This is a genomic window from Pseudomonas sp. HN2-3, assembly GCF_020691745.1.
GTDB classification, from domain to species: Bacteria; Pseudomonadota; Gammaproteobacteria; order Pseudomonadales; family Pseudomonadaceae; genus Aquipseudomonas; species Aquipseudomonas capeferrum.
In genome coordinates, this window is sequence record NZ_CP085704.1 from 3323840 (window position 1) to 3339496 (window position 15657).

General features: G+C 61.9%; 14 protein-coding genes. 7 read left to right on the forward strand and 7 right to left on the reverse strand.

The features are described from left to right. Positions 1 to 28 precede the first annotated feature (28 nt). Complete coding sequence (locus tag LJX93_RS15120) at positions 29 to 976, reverse strand: LysR family transcriptional regulator (protein WP_033698387.1); 948 nt, start codon at positions 974 to 976, stop codon at positions 29 to 31. A gap of 101 nt (positions 977 to 1077) precedes the next feature. On the opposite strand from LJX93_RS15120, the gene LJX93_RS15125 reads away from it, so the two are divergent. Then, positions 1078 to 2391: an L-fuconate dehydratase gene (locus LJX93_RS15125; protein WP_033698389.1), complete on the forward strand. Its 1314-nt coding sequence runs from the start codon at positions 1078 to 1080 to the stop codon at positions 2389 to 2391. A 66-nt stretch (positions 2392 to 2457) separates the two neighbouring features. Then, positions 2458 to 3759 (forward strand): MFS transporter, encoded by a 1302-nt coding sequence (locus tag LJX93_RS15130; RefSeq protein ID WP_095064395.1) that lies wholly within the window; start codon positions 2458 to 2460, stop codon positions 3757 to 3759. 61 nt (positions 3760 to 3820) lie between these two features. Here the strand turns inward: LJX93_RS15130 and LJX93_RS15135 are convergent, their stop codons facing one another. The 3 genes from LJX93_RS15135 to LJX93_RS15145 all read right to left on the reverse strand — a co-directional run bounded on the left by LJX93_RS15135 (position 3821) and on the right by LJX93_RS15145 (position 8101). Continuing rightward, positions 3821 to 5176: an aminotransferase class I/II-fold pyridoxal phosphate-dependent enzyme gene (locus LJX93_RS15135; RefSeq protein ID WP_227696138.1), complete on the reverse strand. Its 1356-nt coding sequence runs from the start codon at positions 5174 to 5176 to the stop codon at positions 3821 to 3823. Continuing rightward, positions 5176 to 6558, reverse strand: a complete 1383-nt coding sequence (locus LJX93_RS15140) for a hypothetical protein (protein WP_033698393.1) — start codon at positions 6556 to 6558, stop codon at positions 5176 to 5178. Before LJX93_RS15140 ends, LJX93_RS15135 begins: the two co-directional genes overlap by 1 nt. 517 nt (positions 6559 to 7075) lie before the next feature. Further along, the gene (locus LJX93_RS15145; protein WP_227696139.1) at positions 7076 to 8101 is read right to left on the reverse strand and encodes a zinc-dependent alcohol dehydrogenase family protein; all 1026 of its coding nucleotides are present in this window, start codon (positions 8099 to 8101) and stop codon (positions 7076 to 7078) included. Between the two features lie 204 nt (positions 8102 to 8305). Here LJX93_RS15145 and LJX93_RS15150 point away from each other — a divergent pair, with 204 nt between their 5' ends. Beyond that, positions 8306 to 9220, forward strand: a complete 915-nt coding sequence (locus LJX93_RS15150; RefSeq protein ID WP_033698396.1) for a LysR family transcriptional regulator — start codon at positions 8306 to 8308, stop codon at positions 9218 to 9220. Between the two features lie 91 nt (positions 9221 to 9311). Here LJX93_RS15150 and LJX93_RS15155 read toward each other — a convergent pair whose 3' ends face one another. Further along, positions 9312 to 10598 carry a type II toxin-antitoxin system HipA family toxin gene (locus LJX93_RS15155; RefSeq protein WP_227696140.1) on the reverse strand — a complete coding sequence of 429 codons (1287 nt, stop codon included), beginning with the start codon at positions 10596 to 10598 and terminating at the stop codon, positions 9312 to 9314. Then, positions 10591 to 10908, reverse strand: a complete 318-nt coding sequence (locus tag LJX93_RS15160) for a helix-turn-helix domain-containing protein (RefSeq protein ID WP_227696141.1) — start codon at positions 10906 to 10908, stop codon at positions 10591 to 10593. The genes LJX93_RS15155 and LJX93_RS15160 overlap by 8 nt, the downstream gene beginning before the upstream one ends. A 164-nt stretch (positions 10909 to 11072) precedes the next feature. Between LJX93_RS15160 and LJX93_RS15165 the strand changes: the two genes are divergently transcribed. The 4 genes from LJX93_RS15165 (at position 11073) to LJX93_RS15180 (ending at position 13749) form a co-directional block, all read left to right on the forward strand. Next, a complete protein-coding gene (locus LJX93_RS15165) occupies positions 11073 to 11288 on the forward strand; it encodes a hypothetical protein (protein ID WP_227696142.1) in 216 nt (71 codons plus the stop codon). Between the two features lie 564 nt (positions 11289 to 11852). Continuing rightward, on the forward strand, positions 11853 to 12548 hold the full coding sequence (locus tag LJX93_RS15170) for a 3-oxoacid CoA-transferase subunit A (protein WP_186655939.1): 696 nt from the start codon (positions 11853 to 11855) through the stop codon (positions 12546 to 12548). A gap of 8 nt (positions 12549 to 12556) precedes the next feature. Then, positions 12557 to 13198: a 3-oxoacid CoA-transferase subunit B gene (locus tag LJX93_RS15175; RefSeq protein ID WP_033698417.1), complete on the forward strand. Its 642-nt coding sequence runs from the start codon at positions 12557 to 12559 to the stop codon at positions 13196 to 13198. Between the two features lie 221 nt (positions 13199 to 13419). Next, the gene (locus LJX93_RS15180) at positions 13420 to 13749 is read left to right on the forward strand and encodes a hypothetical protein (RefSeq protein ID WP_033698419.1); all 330 of its coding nucleotides are present in this window, start codon (positions 13420 to 13422) and stop codon (positions 13747 to 13749) included. Positions 13750 to 13887: 138 nt separating this feature from the next. Here LJX93_RS15180 and LJX93_RS15185 read toward each other — a convergent pair whose 3' ends face one another. After that, on the reverse strand, positions 13888 to 15657 hold the full coding sequence (locus tag LJX93_RS15185; RefSeq protein WP_227696143.1) for an alkaline phosphatase family protein: 1770 nt from the start codon (positions 15655 to 15657) through the stop codon (positions 13888 to 13890).

A 15657-nucleotide genomic window follows, 5' to 3' on the forward strand; every position in this document is an offset into this window, starting at 1 on the left:
GCAACCTCGAAAAGGTGTGAAGGCATGGCTATTGCGCCCGCAGGTACTGCAGCAAGCGGTCCAGGGCCACGGAATTGGGCCGCGAGCGCAGGGTCAGCAAGCCCAGGTTGGCCATGGTGATCGGCAGCTCCACCGGCAGGATGGCGACCATGCCGTAGCGCGCATAGTGCTGGGCCACATCGTTGGGCACCACGGCAATCATTTCGGAGGCTTCGAGCATGGCGGTGGTGGCCAGGATCGAGGCGGTTTCGACGATGTCCAGCGACTGCACCATGCCGCCCGCCTGCAAGGCGCTCTCGACCCGCCGGCGCATGGGGCTGCCGATGGGGTGCAGGATCCAGGTCAGGGCCACTAGGTCTGCCAGCTGCAATGCCTTGGCGTTGGCCAACGGGTGCCCGGCGCGGGCGATCACGCGCATCTGCTCACCCCCTTCGAACAGTTCGATGTTCAGGTCCTGGCTGTCGCTCTGGTCTGGCAGGCGCCCGACCACCATGTCGAAATCACCGCGCAACAGCGCCGGCAGCAAGGTGTCGCTGGTCCCGACTTCAAGGGAGATCCGCACCTTGGGGTGGTCGCGCTTGTAGGCCAGCACCGCCTTGGTCAGCAGGCCGGGCACCGGCCCCATGACACTGCCCACCCGGACCAGGCCCGAGGCACCGCGGGCCAGCTCGGCGATCTGTGCCTGGGCATGCTCGAACTCGTGCAGCGCGTTCTGCGCATAGCGAATCATCACCTCGCCATACAGCGTCGGCTGCATGCCGCGTGGCAGGCGCTCGAACAAGCGCACGCCCAGACGTTCTTCCAGTTGCTGCAACAGCAGGCTGGCCGCCGGTTGCGTGGTGTGCATGGCCGCAGCGGCGCGGCGCAGGTTGCCAAATTCGCCCAGCGCGTTGAGCAAGGTGATCTGGCGGCTGGAAATCTTCAATGTGCCGAGAGATGGCGTCAGCGGCGGCGTGTCCGGGGGCATCTGAGACATATCAATTTCGATATCCCTACTTAGGAATTGGCGATTATGCCTGTATCGCTCGACAACCTACAGTCAGGTCTCCCACTGCCCGACCAGAACAAGAGTCCGCCATGAGCATACGCATTACCCACCTGAGCGTTCGTGACATCCGCTTCCCGACGTCGCTGTCGCTGGACGGCTCCGACGCCATGAACAGCGCCCCTGACTACTCGGCCGCCTACGTCGTGCTGCACACCGATGCCGCTGCCCTGGAAGGCCACGGCCTGACCTTCACCATCGGCCGCGGCAACGAGATCTGCGCGGCAGCGGTGCAGTCGCTGGCACCGATGATCGTTGGCCAGACCCTGGAAGACATCACTGCCGACATGGGCGCGTTCTGGCACCGCTTCACCGTCGGCGACAGCCAGCTGCGCTGGCTGGGCCCGGAAAAAGGCGTGATCCACCTGGCCACGGCGGCCATCGTCAACGCCGTTTGGGACCTGTGGGCCAAGCACGAAGGCAAACCGGTGTGGAAACTGCTGGCCGACATGACCCCTGAGCAACTGGTACGTTGCCTGGATTTCAGCTACGTGACCGACGTGCTGACCCCCGAAGAGGCCATCGCCCTGCTCCGCCGCCAGGCGCCAGGCAAGGCCCAGCGCGAAGCGCAGATGCTGCGCGAAGGCTACCCCGGCTACACCACCGCACCCGGCTGGCTCGGCTACAGCGAAGAGAAGATGCGCCAACTGGCACGTGAGGCGGTGGCGGACGGCTGGACCCACATCAAGCAAAAAATCGGCGCTGACCTTGAAGAAGACATCCGCCGCGCCAGCATCCTGCGCGACGAAATTGGCTGGGAACGCACCCTGATGATGGACGCCAACCAAGTCTGGAGCGTCGATGAGTCGGTGGCCAACATGCGCCGTCTGGCGGCGTTCGAGCCACTGTGGATCGAAGAACCCACCAGCCCGGATGACATCCTCGGCCACGCCGCCATCCGCCAGCGCATCGCACCCATTGGCGTGGCCACCGGTGAGCACTGCCACAACCGGGTGATGTTCAAGCAGATGTTCCAGGCCGGCGCGCTGGACTTCTGCCAGCTGGACGCAGCCCGCCTGGGTGGCCTCAACGAGGTGCTGATCGTGCTGCTGATGGCCGCCAAGTACGATGTGCCGGTCTGCCCGCATGGCGGCGGGGTCGGGCTGTGCGAATATGTGCAGAACATTGCCTTGTTCGACTACATCGCCGTGTCGGCCTCGCTGCACAATCGGGTGCTGGAATACGTCGATCACCTGCACGAACACTTCCTCGACCCGGTGGTGATCCGTCGCGGTCGCTACATGCCACCGCAGCGCCCGGGCTACAGCATCGAAATGCACGCTGACACCCTGGAGCGCTACCAGTACCCCAATGGCGCGGTGTGGCTCGACATCAACCGTTCCTGACCTACCCACCTCGGTGTGCCGCCATTGGCGCGGCACACCACCAGCACTTTTCACGGGGAAAAAACAATGACAATCCTCACTGGCACGACAGCGGCCGCCGCGCCTGCCGTCGCTACCGAACAGCGCCTTAACGGCCTGTTGCTGCGCAAATTGATGCCGCTGCTTATCGTCGTCTACGTGATGAGCTTTCTCGACCGCACCAACATCGCCCTGGCCAAGGCAAGCATGGGCATCGACCTGGGCCTGTCGGCGGCGGCCTATGGGCTGGGCGCGGGCTTGTTCTTCCTGACCTATGCCTTGGCCGAAGTGCCGAGCAACCTGATCATGCACCGGGTCGGCGCGCGCTTCTGGATCACCCGCATCATGATCACCTGGGGCCTGCTCTCGGCGGGCATGGCGTTCGTCCAGGGCGAAACCTCGTTCTACATCATGCGCCTGCTGCTGGGGGTGGCCGAAGCCGGCCTGTTCCCTGGCGTCATGCTGTACCTGACGTACTGGTTTGACCGCGAACAGCGTGCCCGTGCCACCGGCTACTTCCTGCTGGGGGTATGCGTGGCCAACATCCTCAGCGGGCCGCTGGGCGGCGCCCTGCTGGAAATGGACGGCGTGCTGGGCTGGCACGGCTGGCAATGGCTGTTCGTGCTCGAAGGCCTGCCTGCGGTGGCCCTGGCCTACGTGGTGTGGAAAAAACTGCCCGATGGCCCGGCATCGGCGCCCTGGCTGTCAGCCGCCGATGCCCAGGACATCGAGCGCCGCCTGAACGCCGAACGGGCTGCGGCGCCGCAACAAAGCAAGCTGGGGCAGATGTTTCGCGACAAGCAGATCTGGTTGGCGATCGCGGTGTACTTCGTGCACCAGATCACCATCTACACGGTGATCTTCTTCTTGCCTGGCATCATCGGCACCTATGCCGCGCTGTCGCCCTTCCAGGTCGGGTTGCTGACCTCGGTGCCGTGGATTGCCGCCGCCATTGGCGCTGCGACATTGCCCCGCCTGGCGACTTCGCCCAATCGTTGCCGCACCCTGCTGTTCTTCGGGTTGCTGACCATGTCGGCCGGGCTGCTGCTCGCCTCGCTGTCCAGTTCGTTCATCGGCCTGATCGGGTTTTCGCTGACCGCGCTGATGCTGTTCGTGGTGCAGTCGATCATCTTCGTCTTCCCCTCCAGCCGCTTGAGCGGCAACGCGCTGGCGGCGGGCCTGGCCTTCGTCACCACGTGCGGCCTGTTTGGCGGCTTCGTCGGGCCGTCGGTGATGGGCCTGATCGAGCAGGCAACCGGCAGCACCCGCAACGGCTTGTGGATCATCGCCTCGATGCTGGTACTGGCGGCATTGATCAGCACCCGCTTGCGCCAGGGGCAGGAACAGTAGGCAGACGGGCACCCGCAACAGGGGCCGTAAAGTGGCCCCTGTTACCATTCACCCTCGACTGCTACCCCACTGGCCGGCCGCAACGCAGCTCCAGCGCCTGCGCCAGCTTCTCCAGAGCCTGTTGCAGCGCATCGAGCCCTTCCCCCACCCACCGCAGCGCCAGGTATTGCTGATGACGCACCTGCAGGCTGTGTTGCCCGCCCGGGACCACACGCAAGACGGTGCCTGACAGCGCCGCCACGATGCCATCCAACGGCACTGGCCGGCGTAACCGCAGCCACAGGGTCCAGCCACCCTCGGGCATCTGGAAGGAGACTTGCTCACCCAGTTGCAACCTGAGTTGTTGGCCTAGGCACTCCATGCGCCATTGCAGTTCTGCGCGCAGCTTTTCTGACTGGCGTTCGATTTCGCCTTTGCCAAGCATCAGCGCCAGCGCCTGCAGCCGCAAGGGCGCGAGCTGAAACGCACGCTGGGCGAAGGCCTCGGTCAGCGTTGCATGCCGCCCCAGCACATAGGCGTAGGGCGCTTCGCCGCCCACCGCAGCTTCGAACGAGCCCATCATCAACAGCCAGCGCGGGTCGACCCAATCGCGCAAGCGCGCAGCCGGCGGCCCGCTGAAGCACAACTCGCTGTCCAGGTCGTTCTCCAGCAACCACACCGGGTACTCGCCCAGCAGTTGGCCTATCTGCTGCTGGTCGTGCTGCGACATCAGCCGGCCCTGGGGCATGCTCAGGCAGGACGGCATGATCAGCATGCCCACCGGCTCCGCGCTGAGCAAACCCGCCAACGCCTGCAGGTCTGCAGCGCCGTATGCGTTCAGTGGCACCTCAAGCACGCGCATGCCGCAACGCTGCAACGCGCGCAGCACTTGCCAGCAGCACGGCGAGCACACCAGCACGGTGCCCCCGCGCAGGGCCAGCGCCGCCAGCACAACCTCAAGCAACGCCTGTACATCGGGGGCAAGATGCACCTCTTCGGCACGCCAGTAATGGCTGGATGAGCGGGTATAGCGTTCGGCCAGCGCATTACGCAGCCGCGCGCTGCCGACCTCCTCCAGCGGGGCAGCCGCCCAAGCCCGCTGGCGTGCCAGGCGCCGCTCGTGGGTAAACAATGAACGTTCCAGCATGGGCTGCGTCGGTACGTTGCTTAGCCCGCTCGGTGCTGGCAACGGCGGGCCACCCGGCTGCCCATCCACGCGCACGAAGTAGCCCGACCTCGGCACGCAATGCACCCGGCCCTCCTCTTCAAGCAGGCTGTAGGCGCTCTGCACAGTGGCCAGCGATACGCGCAAGCGCCGGGACAGCGTGCGCAACGAGGGCAGGCGCCATGGCTCAAGCCCCTGGGCCTCGTCGATCAGCGATTCGAGGTAGTGATACACCTTGCGATAGGCGTAGTCGCCCGGCAGCGATCGCCCCATCAGGGCAAGCCCTCTAGGCCAGGTCGTCCCGCTACGAACGGCGCCGGCAACAATTTCAGGTGCACATCACGCCGGGCCAGGTTCGCCATCAAGCGCCTGGACGCGGGTTGCAGACGCCCCTCATAAATCGCGCGCAGTTGCACAAGTGCCAAGCCACTGGTATTCACCAACCAGTCCTTCACCGCATCGGGGCACGGTTTACCTTGCAAGGCCCGATGCAGGTAGGGCAACGCCACCTGCATGTCGGGATGACGGCATTGCAGAAAACGTTCAAGGCCCTTGCCCTGCCTGGCAAAGGGGCTGAACAACAGGCATATCAGCTGGGTCTGGCTGATGCCGTAGGCTTTGCCCGGATGCCCCGAAGCTGGCTCGCGCTGCCCATCGAAAGCGCAAGGGCCGGCCAGCCGCAACGCCTGTCGATGGCCCATTGGCTCGCTGCAACGAGCGCGCAGTTCGTGCAGCTGTGCCAGGGCCTTAGGGTCGATGAATGCCGCCAGCGGCCAGGCGTCCTGGTCAGGGTCAAGGCGGCAGCCGAGCATGAGGTCGAGCTGCTCTTGTTCAAGCAGATGCGGCAGCAAGTCATCGATAGCGATCACCCGCAACGTGGCATCCTCCGCGACCACGCGGCTGGGGTCGCCCACAGGCTCCAGGGGTGACCCGGCAACCCCCTGCAACCTGCCCAGCCCGCTGGCCAATGTCGCCAGGCACTGATGCAGCAGATGGGGCCCGCGCTCCCCTGCCTGGCACAGGCTACGCCGGGCCCAGGCCAGGTAACGGCGTCGCTGCCGGGCAGGTACGGCGGTAATCAGCACATCCGCACGCGACTGCGCCTGCAGCGCAACACCCACTGCACCCGCCAGCTCCAGATGCAGCCGGCTGCCCAGCAGGGCTTCGGGCCGGGCATCGACCCCGTGCCCGAACATCAGCATGGCATTGCGTGCCAGGGCCCAGCGCTCGGTCGACGCCGAGGGCCGACGATTGAACGGCACCACCTCGCAGCCTTCGGTCATCTGCAGTTGTACCCGCGGGTCGTCCTGCATGAACAAGGCGTTGAAGCTGCGCTCATGGTTGTCCAGCGCGGCATTGCCGGCAGTCGGCAGGTTGACCACCAGTACCCGCAACTGGAAGGTCACCGGGGCGCGCAAGGCAATACTCAACTGGGCGGCGCGCAGAATGGCCAACAGGTGGGCACTTCGGCGGTCATTGCCCTGCAGTACCAGCAAACGGAATGTGCCGATGTATTCGGGGCCACCGGCAGCCACCAGCAGCCGCTGTATCAGCAACTGCACGGACGCGCGCTGCGCCTGGGACATATGGCTCAACAAGCGTTCCAGCACTTGCTGGTAGATATAGTGCATAGCCTGTTCGTGAATAGCGCTCACGTAATCACCTCATCAACTTCATGCATTCATTACACGGTCAACTGCACACCGTGTAGTGCATCGATCCTGAAGAATTTTCCTACAAGTCTTGGGAAGTAACGATGTGACATGCTCTGTCGCCAAGCCATCGAAAAAAATGCCCCACACTGATGACAGGCTGCCGCCATACACTGCCCTGGCTCGGGCATAGCCATGCTCATTCCACGCTCCTTGCGCAAACTATCACTAGGCCATTATCGAGAGTTGTACATCGAATAGAAGATACAGATAAGGGTAAAAAAACCATTCAGCCAGTGCGTCAATACACAATGAATGGAACACTGCAAGCGTTCAACTTCAAATCTCTTCCAGGATATTACTGCAATAATCGGTAACCCCTTGAAGTATGTAGTCCACGTATTATTAATTTGTAGGATGCATCTGATTATCTACAAGTATCACGCTGAAAATGTGCAGCCGCAAAACACAAAAAACCCGGGACTGTGCCCGGGTTCCTGTTGTCGTCATCAATGTCAGATCACGCAGGCTGCGCCATATCCAGCACCACCCGCCCCCCGCAAGGGCATTCATCCATATACCGATGCGCCTCGACCACCTGATCGAACGGATACACCTTGATGATCTGCGGCGTCAGCAGTTGGTCGGCGGTGAACTGGTTGATATCGCGCAAGGCACGCTGCAGCGCGACCTGGTCCTGGCTGATGCCCAATTCCGGTTTGCCGGTAAAGTTACCGATGCAGTGCACATAGAACTGGATGTTCTTCTGGAACGCCGCACAAGCCGGGAATGGCGTCTGGTTGCCACCTTGCAGGCCATACAGCACCAGGCTGCCTCGGGGTGCCAGGACATCGCCGAGCAGCGACATCTGCGGCCCACCCATGCCATCGAGGACCATGTCCACGCCGCGACCGTCGGTGTACTTGCCGATCTGCAGCAGCAGGTCCTGCTCCTCGGTGACGATCACTTTGTCCGCCCCCAGCTCCAGCAAGTACTCGCGTTGCTCGGGCGCCTTGGTGGCGGCAAACACTTTCAGCCCCAGGGCCTTGCCCAGTTGCACGAACGCAGGCCCTGCGCAGTGGCTGGCATCGGTGACCAGCGCCGTTTGCCCGGCCTTGGCGCGGGCCAGGTCAACATAGGCAAAGTAGGCGATCAGCAGCGGCGTGTAGTGCACGCTGGCTTCGATCGGCGTGAGGATTTCCGGATACCGGGTGATTGCCGTGCGTGGCAGCACGATCACGTCGCCGTATACCGGGTGATCATTGGCGCTGGTGGCCGGGAAGCTGGCGACCCGGTCGCCCACCGCAATGTCCTCGACCCCTTCGCCGACAGCCGTCACCACCCCGGCCATTTCATGACCGATCCCCGCCGGCAGGCGGGCCTGGGAGGGGGCCAGGTTTTGACGCCAGAGCACGTCATACCAGCTGACGCCGATTGCCTGGACGCGGATCTGCACCTCGTCGGCGGCGGGCGACGGTTCGGCCTGCTCCTCGCAACGGAGCACATCGGCAGCGCCGAACTTGTGGAATCGGATCATGCGGGACATCGCATACCTCGCCTTGTGAACCTCTAATACCACGGACTTTATCCGGGCTTTGGCCGTTAGACCATCAGTGGTCATTAATAGTCGACATGCTTGTCATCGATTGGGCACCTGACATTCCTATGAATTGGCACCCGGAAATCGGTGCAGGGTAACAGCCTTTGGCCTTAAGATTCACCCCTGCCCCACTTTAGGCGAAGCGCACCGATGAATCGAAACGACCTGCGTCGTGTAGACCTCAACCTGCTGATCGTGTTCGAAACGCTGATGCACGAGCGCAGCGTGACCCGTGCTGCCGAGAAGCTATTCCTCGGCCAGCCGGCCATCAGCGCGGCCCTGTCGCGCTTGCGCAACCTCTTCGACGACCCGTTGTTCGTGCGCACCGGCCGCAGCATGGAACCTTCGGCACGGGCACATGAGATCTTCGCCCTGCTCTCCCCGGCGCTGGACTCCATCTCCACCGCCGTCAGCCGCGCCGCCGAGTTCAACCCGGCCACCAGCAATGCGGTGTTCCGCATCGGCCTGTCGGACGACGCCGAATTCGCCCTGCTGCCGCAACTGCTCAAGCGTATCCGCGCCGAAGCGCCGGGTATCGTGTTGGTGGTGCGCCGGGTCAATTACCTGCTGATGCCTACCTTGCTGGCCTCGGGCGAAATCTCGGTGGGGGTCAGCTACACCAGTGAACTGCCCGCCAACGCCAAGCGCAAGGTGCTGCGCCGCAGCAAGCCGAAACTGCTGCGTGCCGACAGCGTGCCGGGCAGCATCACCCTGGATGACTTCTGCGCCCGGCCGCATGCGTTGGTGTCGTTCGCCGGCGACCTGTCCGGGTTCATCGATGAAGCGCTCGAAGAAATTGACCGCAAGCGCCACGTGGTGCTTGCGGTGCCGCAGTTCAACGGGCTGGGGAGTTTGCTGGCGGGGACCGATATCGTTGCCACGGTACCGGACTACACGGCGGATGCACTGACGGCTGCGGGGGGCTTGCGGGCGGAAGATCTGCCGATTGAAGTGCGCAGTTTCGAACTGCACATGGCTTGGCGCGGGGCGCAGGATAACGACCCGGCGGAGCGGTGGTTGCGGTCGCGGATACAGATGTTCTTTGGCGACCCTGACAGTCTCTAGGCGTCGTCGGGCGGGCTGTTTAGCTGATCTCGAAAAATCCCACACTGCTGCTCCCAAACCGCCGTTGTGAATCACCCGCTCCTCCCGTTCTTTAACGGCGACCGCTGCCCGCGTGACCGTGGTGTAACCGAGCGACGTTCTGATCGATGCGGTCTTGGATCGCGCGCAAGGTGTCTTGAGTAATAACCTGTGGGTATAGGTTCTCGGCGATGGTTGCAAACCGGCTCGCTACATCACAAATGCCGTCAATCACTCTTCCTGCAGCGTCCGGGGGCACCTCGGCTTCCTCGGCAAGCCGAAGCATTTGCGTGCGGGAAATCGACAGGGCTTCCCCCATCACATCCATCTGGTGATACCCACTTGGCCCCTCGCAGAAGGTCACATCGTAAGCCGGCGACAGTCTCCACTGACCGTCTTGCGACATGATGTAGGCAAAGTTCTTTGGATGATCGTCCCTGTTGTTAAACGCAACATTGAAGACGGCACGCTCGAAGGCCACCGCCATCCCTCGCACGTCGTTGGTACACATCTGTGTTGCCCGCAAGAAGTTGACGTAGTCCAACACCCCCGGAGACCGGTAATTTGCCCCCGTAAAGGCCGCGAGGCTTTGCATGGGTACGCGCAGACCATCCCGGCGGTCAAATCGCTTACTGGCAAACGCTGCCGACCCATTAGGCAGACTGAAGTACTGCGTGTCAGGGGTCTCGATACCGCACCTACGCAGGCACTCGGCGTAGACCATTTCGATAGCGCACACCTCGGCATGTTCTTCTTTGGCCGGGAACTTGATCAACCATGCTTCAAAGCCCGGCGTGACTGCAGTTGTAAACCCGCCAGTTTCAGGGTCGCGATAGACCAGGGCCTTAGGCCTCGCACCTTGAGGCGAGCCGCCCACCAGCAGCAACGTCTGCAGGAACTCGCCACCGTCTCCATGGAGCACTGCCTGCACTTCGGCGGCAAGCTGCTCCAGCGGGATGTGGATTTCAGATTCCTGCCCTTCGGGTGCCACGGGCTCAAACGTCATGGCACCCATCGCATTGCTACCGATGTAGGCCAGCCGTTCCAGTGAGCCGATGCGCGCCGTGATGAGGCTGCGGCGTCTGAACATACGGTCCATCAACAACATGCCCCACCCATCCGGCAACGAGTCGTAAACAGGCCCTGGCAAGTACAGTTGGTGGTCTGGAAAATCTCGGCGCAACTGCCCCCCCTCCAACGGCAGCCTGTAGGAGGACAGTTCCAAGCCCCGTTGCCTGGCTTCATTGCTGTACTCGAACACAATCAGCGGGCGACCGGTCAGGGCGGTCGTGGAGACCAGCGTGCCCCACTGCCATCGCTCACCCCAGCCCTCGTAGAAGACATTCACCTGCTCAAGCATTGCCGGACTTCCTTTTTGAACGAAGTCGATTGGCACTTTTTTCGTAGCGCCGAATATCCTCGATGCTTTCCAGCTTTGGCAGGAACAGGCCTTCGAGTTCCTTGGTTCGGCCAAGGGCCATCGCCACCCGGACAACGTTCTCGAACCCGACATTGCGCCCGGCTTCAAGGTTGGAAACGGTGTTGGTGCCAATGCCGGCACGCCCCGCCAAGTCGGCTTGTGTCATGTCCAGCGCCAAGCGCTCTGTGCGCAAGCGATCGCAGAGGCGCTTGACGACCTCACTCGGCTTGCTGAAGCTTAAATCCAACATAGTGTGTACCTAGCCGATTCTGTGCCAGTTAATTCACAAAATTATAGAATTAGCGCCAAGACCTATCAAGCCACGTAGTTCCCTTATTTTGTGTCTTATCGCTTACGTTGAACCTGACCGCTGCTGACTATGTAATCCATCTTGATCCTTGATGGAACCCGGCGGTGGAGGACCAGGCCAGTGGCCGCGTCTATCGCATTGGTCAGCAGCGCCCAGTGACCATTTACCGGCTGGTCGCCCAGAACAGCATCGAGGAGCAGATCGTCGGCTTGCACGCTCGCAAGAGGGACTTGGCCGACAGCCTGCGGGAAGATGGTGAAGTGAGCGCAAAGCTGGATGCCGACGCCTTGTTGGCATTACTTACTGGGGCGGGGGGTTGAAGGCCCCCTCAATGAATACCCGTTCTGTCGGAATGCATTGACCAGAAACCCGGGCAGAAATGGACGGGGCTTTTTCATTCCCCTTCCAAACTCATTGATGACAAGGAACGTGAAGATGCTGTTGATTCCCCCAGCCAAACGAACTGACGCCGAGGCCGCGTTTGATATACGCCTCCAGGCGATCCGGCATCAATACATTAGCGTCTATACCGCTGAGCAAGTAAGGGCATGGACTGATGTGCCGCTCACAGAGCGATATCGGGCCTGGGTGAAGAAGGAGTACCACGTTGCCTTGTTGAGCGATATACCGAGTGAATAGCTACTGTACGCATGCAGCCGACAAGCAGATTGAGGGCTCACCACAGCCCGGGCAATCACGACTCACACATCGCACAACAGTTCGATAATCGCACAAAATCCGCTTAGCTCCCTCTACTTGTGCACGATCTTGCGGCACGCTAGTACGCAGTCACCCAACAATTCCTAGGTGCTGATTGGCCCACCGCTTCGCCACGCGAAGACAAGGTCGATAACCCACACTCCAGGAAAAACCAGGAGCTCGCTTTGATCAATAAAACGTTTGAGTCCATCGCCAGCGCGGTGGAAGGCATCACCGACGGTTCGACCATCATGGTCGGTGGTTTTGGCACTGCCGGCATGCCGTCTGAACTGATTGATGCCCTGATCGCCACCGGTACCCGCGACCTCACCATCATCAGCAACAATGCCGGCAACGGTGAGGTCGGGCTTGCCGCGCTGCTCAAGGCGGGCAGCGTACGCAAGGTGGTCTGCTCGTTCCCGCGCCAGTCCGACTCCTACGTGTTCGATGAACTGTACCGGGCCGGCAAGATCGAGCTGGAAGTGGTACCGCAAGGCAACCTGGCCGAGCGTATCCGTGCTGCGGGCTCGGGCATCGGTGCGTTCTTCTCGCCGACCGGCTACGGCACCCTGCTGGCCGAAGGCAAGGAAACCCGTGAAATCGACGGCCGCCAGTACGTTCTGGAGATGCCGCTGCACGCCGACTTCGCGCTGATCAAGGCGCACAAGGGCGACCGTTGGGGCAACCTGATCTACCGCAAGGCCGCCCGCAACTTCGGCCCGATCATGGCCATGGCCGCCAAGACCGCCATCGCCCAAGTTGACCAGATCGTCGAACTCGGTGAACTGGACCCGGAACACATCATCACCCCGGGTATCTTCGTCCAGCGCGTGGTCGCCGTCTCCGGCGCTGCCGCTTCTTCGATCGCCAACGCTGTCTGAGGCCTGCCATGACCATCACCCGAAAACTCTCCCGTACCGAGATGGCCCAGCGCGTGGCCGCAGACATTCAGGAAGGCGCCTATGTAAACCTGGGCATCGGCGCACCGACCCTGGTGGCCAATTACCTGGGCGACAAGGAAGTATTCCTGCACAGCGAAAACGGCCTGCTGGGCATGGGCCCAAGCCCTGCGCCGGGAGAAGAAGACGATGACCTGATCAACGCCGGCAAGCAGCACGTGACCCTGCTGACCGGCGGTGCCTTCTTCCACCACGCCGACTCCTTCTCGATGATGCGTGGCGGCCACCTGGACATCGCCGTACTGGGCGCCTTCCAAGTGTCGGTCAAGGGCGACCTGGCCAACTGGCACACCGGCGCCGAAGGTTCGATCCCGGCTGTAGGCGGTGCGATGGACCTCGCCACGGGCGCCCGCCAAGTGTTCGTGATGATGGACCACCTGACCAAGTCCGGCGAAAGCAAGCTCGTGCCCGAGTGCACCTACCCGCTGACCGGTATCGGTTGCGTAAGCCGCATCTACACCGACCTGGCCGTGCTGGAGGTGACGTCCGATGGGCTGCAGGTGATAGAGATCTGCGCCGACATCGACTTCGACGAGTTGCAGAAGCTCAGCGGCGTGCCGCTGTTCAGGTAATCCACCCTGCCCGTATGACGCCTGGAATCCCCGGGCGCCTCTACTTGGCCAAGCTGGGCCACGTGCGCGTTAGTGAGAGGCGTTGATGACATTTCGTGATACCTCGGCGTCACTCAGGTAAGCTCTGCCCCCTGTAAGGCAGCGCATGGCGGGTCTTGATTGAATCAACGGCCGCCATGGGTTGACCCGCCGACATCACCACCAACCGATAAGGAAATCTCATGCGTAAACTCAAATTCGTGCTCATGGCGTTGCCGTTCTGCGTACTGGCCGGCTGCGGCGGCGACGCGCTGGAAGGCACTTACGAACAAACCACCACCGTGATGGGCTTCCAGGGTCCCAAGCAGACGGTAGAGTTCTCGAGCGACTACATCATCGCCAACGGCAACAAGGTCAAGGTTGACGAGTGGGAGCGCAAAGATGATGTGGTCACTGCTCGCAACAAGGACGGGGTAGCCCTGATCAACGTTCGCGTACTGGATGGCGGCAAGCGCCTGGAAGCCGTTGGTGGCAGTGACATGGCCAAGAACGTGTTCGTGCGGGTAGATTGATCTGGCGGGGCGGGCGTTCGCCTGCCCCCAAACACCGACCTTGGTCTGATCAGGGTAAAGCCGAATGAGCCAAACTGATGCTCGCAATGGCGCAGGATGCCTATCGGCTGCACTGAGGCCAGGATTTGTTGGCACGCTCTACTTCTGAGCCGGATGCACCGCCTGCAAGTGGTTGGAAAACCCTGCCTCCGTTTCACAGCGCCAGGTCGCCCACAGCTTGCTACCGGCCTCACCGCCCATGTCCAACTCGAACGCCAACCAGTTCCGGGATGGCATCACATAGCGATTGAACCCCGGGAACAGCATCATCTCGACACAGTGCTGCACATCGATGGACTGGACCTTGCTCGCGGTATGGTTCAGCAACTGCAGAAACAGCCGTTCGGCCACGCCGATCAACGAAGGATGCACCACACCCGACGAGGTGAATTGCTGAATCTGCGCCCAGTTCGAGGTCGGCGGGATGTCTCGGCGATAACAGCTGCCCCACGCCGCGACGTGCACGTCCCCAGAAGCGATGGATACCCGCAGCAGCCTCTGCTCGGCAATCCGGGTCAGCGATTCCAGCAGGCGCTTGCGCTCGCCCTCGTGATCGCCGTGCGACCAATGGTCCTTGAGGTCGTCAGCATTGCTGTCGAGCACATGGTCCTGGCCGAAGGTATCGAGTAACCCTTCAGCCAGCGACAGTTTGGGGTGCGCGACCGGCACCGAGGACATGAAGATCAGGTGCTGGCATTTGCTCCCCGGATGAGCAGGCTCACCGTCACGCAGTGTGCCGAGCCAAGCCTGCATGGCAGCCCACGTCGCGGCCCCCATCACCTGGGTGCGTGAACGCTCGGTGCGCAAATCAGCCACGAACAGTGATACCGGCCCTATGTGAAAGCCGAAACTGAAGCCCGGTTGGCCATCCAGAAGTGGCAAGGCCAAACGGTCCCCTTTCAGCCATGTGCCCCATGCTATCGGCTCGTACTGAGGGTCCTGCTGGGAAACATTTGCACGCTTCAGCCCTTGCAGCGGCGGCAAGTCATCCAGGGCATGCTGCAACTGAAACACCCAGAACGCCTTGCGCGCGTGGCGCATCATCACCTGGAACAACTCACAGTGTTGCATGGCGGGGCTGTAAGACCCCCAGCCGTCGAAGATGTCGTGGTCGTCCCACATCATCACCGTGGGGATTCTCGCCATCGCATCAGCGGCATCCAGGTTCGGCTTGGCCTGGCCCCAGTCACGCCGAGTATCCGGCAGCCAACGCTTGGCATAGAGCCCGAAATAGTAAGATTCAATCTCCTTCTCCAGCGTCACGCCTACCTTGAATGCCAACTGCTCCTTGCGCGACAGCCCGACCCATTTCTTGAGCGCAGTTATATCTTCCCAGATCGAGTCGAAGTAAATCTGATCGCCCCCCATCAACAGCAATTGAAAGCGCTTCAAGCCCTTGTCATGGATACGGGCTTCGTGCCAAAGCTGCTCCTTGTCCAGCACGTAACCTGCATCGCGCAGCGTACTGTCATGGTTACTGATCAGGTCAGCCCAGACGGCGTTTTCAGGGCGCACCAACTTGCGCATGCCACTAGGGTCGGAGAAGCCATTGCAAGAGACGTAGGCCATTCTCGGGGCATAGTCTCGGCCGGGCACGGAGAACTCCCATTGCGGCCCGCCCTGCGCTGCACCAAATTGCACCGTTCGCTCCTGGGCCTGTTGCTCGCAGCTCAGGTCATAGCGAAGGATGGTTTCCTTGCCATGCTCCAGCAACACCTTCGGCGCAGCGCATGCCCGCCCTTCAATAACCAGCGCGGGGAATGCAGAACCCTGTGCAACCCCGACCAACGCAGTCACTTGCCACTGCCCGGTTTCACTGACGCCGCGAAAAGACAACACCGGCCCTACGGTAAAGCGTGCTTTGGACAT

Bases quoted from the DNA above. Each gene is read 5' to 3' on its own strand.
- LJX93_RS15185 (WP_227696143.1), bottom strand. From the start codon at position 15,657: ATGTCCAAAGCACGCTTTACCGTAGGGCCGGTGTTGTCTTTTCGCGGC.
- LJX93_RS15120 (WP_033698387.1), bottom strand. From the start codon at position 976: ATGTCTCAGATGCCCCCGGACACGCCGCCGCTGACGCCATCTCTCGGC.
- LJX93_RS15175 (WP_033698417.1), top strand. From the start codon at position 12,557: ATGACCATCACCCGAAAACTCTCCCGTACCGAGATGGCCCAGCGCGTG.
- LJX93_RS15130 (WP_095064395.1), top strand. From the start codon at position 2,458: ATGACAATCCTCACTGGCACGACAGCGGCCGCCGCGCCTGCCGTCGCT.
- LJX93_RS15135 (WP_227696138.1), bottom strand. From the start codon at position 5,176: ATGGGGCGATCGCTGCCGGGCGACTACGCCTATCGCAAGGTGTATCAC.
- LJX93_RS15160 (WP_227696141.1), bottom strand. From the start codon at position 10,908: ATGTTGGATTTAAGCTTCAGCAAGCCGAGTGAGGTCGTCAAGCGCCTC.
- LJX93_RS15150 (WP_033698396.1), top strand. From the start codon at position 8,306: ATGAATCGAAACGACCTGCGTCGTGTAGACCTCAACCTGCTGATCGTG.
- LJX93_RS15180 (WP_033698419.1), top strand. From the start codon at position 13,420: ATGCGTAAACTCAAATTCGTGCTCATGGCGTTGCCGTTCTGCGTACTG.
- LJX93_RS15145 (WP_227696139.1), bottom strand. From the start codon at position 8,101: ATGTCCCGCATGATCCGATTCCACAAGTTCGGCGCTGCCGATGTGCTC.
- LJX93_RS15155 (WP_227696140.1), bottom strand. From the start codon at position 10,598: ATGCTTGAGCAGGTGAATGTCTTCTACGAGGGCTGGGGTGAGCGATGG.
- LJX93_RS15125 (WP_033698389.1), top strand. From the start codon at position 1,078: ATGAGCATACGCATTACCCACCTGAGCGTTCGTGACATCCGCTTCCCG.